At 32.2% G+C, this 1676-nt stretch carries 3 protein-coding genes; 1 reads left to right on the forward strand and 2 read right to left on the reverse strand.

The genetic code is table 11. The features are described from left to right. The first annotated feature begins 91 nt into the window (after positions 1-91). Positions 92-841: an IS110 family transposase gene (locus AC6F8J_RS01830; RefSeq protein ID WP_500720534.1), complete on the forward strand. Its 750-nt coding sequence runs from the start codon at positions 92-94 to the stop codon at positions 839-841. Here AC6F8J_RS01830 and AC6F8J_RS01835 read toward each other — a convergent pair. Together AC6F8J_RS01835 and AC6F8J_RS01840 are read right to left on the reverse strand one after the other, a co-directional pair. Next, positions 788-1018 carry a hypothetical protein gene (locus tag AC6F8J_RS01835; protein ID WP_500720535.1) on the reverse strand — a complete coding sequence of 77 codons (231 nt, stop codon included), beginning with the start codon at positions 1016-1018 and terminating at the stop codon, positions 788-790. The two genes, AC6F8J_RS01830 and AC6F8J_RS01835, sit on opposite strands and share 54 nt — an antisense overlap. A 305-nt stretch (positions 1019-1323) precedes the next feature. Next, the gene (locus AC6F8J_RS01840; protein WP_500720536.1) at positions 1324-1467 is read right to left on the reverse strand and encodes a hypothetical protein; all 144 of its coding nucleotides are present in this window, start codon (positions 1465-1467) and stop codon (positions 1324-1326) included. Positions 1468-1676 lie beyond the last annotated feature (209 nt).

Below are 1676 nucleotides of genomic sequence, written 5' to 3' on the forward strand. Positions count from 1 at the left end.
AATTTTGTAAAATCGTGGATTTACCTGTAAACTATTAATTGAAAGATATCAATGGTAACAGGGATTACCGCATACAAAAAGGAGGCCACTTATGAATAATAGTATAGTTTATGTTGGAATGGATGTCCACAAGGAAAGTTATACAGTATGTTGCTACACCTTTGATAAAGACAAGGTAGAATACCTTCAGAAGATGAATGCCGATTATAAAAATATACTTAAGTATATCGAAAGCATTCGAAAAAGATACCCAGAAGACGCAGAATATGTGTGCGGATATGAAGCAGGATGTTTAGGCTATGCCTTATATCATCAACTGACTGATCATGGCGTTAAATGTATAATATTGGCACCGACAACAATGGCGACAACGAATAATAAGCGGATAAAAACAGATAAACGTGATGCAGGCAGTATCGCAAGATGTTTAGCGTTTCATACCTATAGTGAAGTATATGTCCCAACGGATGAAGATAATGCGATTAAAGAGTATATACGGATGCGAGATGACCAAAAAAAGATGCTAAAGAGCACAAAGCAACAAATTTTAGCCTTAGTGTTAAGACATGGAAAAAGGTTTGATGGTGGAAAAACTTACTGGACAATTGCACACATGAAATGGTTAAAAGCGTTGAAACTAGAAGGTGCATTACAAGAAGCGTTGGATGAGTATTTAATTACATATGAATATTTAGTTGATAAAATAGATCGTTTGGATCGAAGAATCGAAGAGATGGCAACTGGTGAGCGATATGAAGATTTTCATTTTTTTGAGGTCATCAACCCCCTAAATATAGCCTTTACCATTTTCTTTAATTACCATTTTTGTTTTAGTATCTGAATTTACTGATTCAATAGTTACAACAAAGTTTTTAACTGAAACTTCAAATTCAACCCCATTATAGAAATAGGTCTCTTTTTCTTTATCACTTTTTGCGTAAAGTGCTGAACTAGTAAATGATACTACTAAAGCCATCACTAAAACAATTGATAGAACTCTTTTAAAAATCTTTTTCATTTTTTCTCTTATAATCTAATGGTTCAATATATTGAGTGATTAGATTATATTTTCCTTTCCTTTTTATCTTAGGTATAATCTCCAGTTATAATTAAATTGCACTGAGGAATTGTTCCTTTTTTACCGTCATGATTATTTCGAGGAGACTCAGTAAACAGTTTTCGTATTTATTGGTAATCCGTAAGTTGTCGCTTAATCGTTTTGTTTGTGAGATAATATGGTCCAGTTTCCTGTGGCAAACATCCAGTACACAGCTATACTTTTTTGATAGGATTCTCATTACTCCTTTACGTACCTTAGCCAGATTACCATTCATGAGGTAGTTCTGTTACTATTGGATTAACACTTTTTTCTGAATTTTCTTGGTTTGGTACATTGACTTCTAATTCAATACTTATACTCATCACGGCAATAAACATCGATACTATAATACCTCTTAATATATTCAATATTATCCTCCCTTACTATGAGAAATGATAATATAAAAATCATCATCATAATATAGAACTATATTTCCGGTTTGGAAATATCTTCATCTAGGTTCAAATTAATATCATCTTTTTTGAATTATAGTAAAAGGGCACTAGACACTTGTAACTATTTTCCGATATCTTTAGAGTTCATGTTATTGCCCTTTTCTAATGATTGGCTAATATGA

It is taken from the genome of Petrocella sp., from assembly GCF_059865615.1.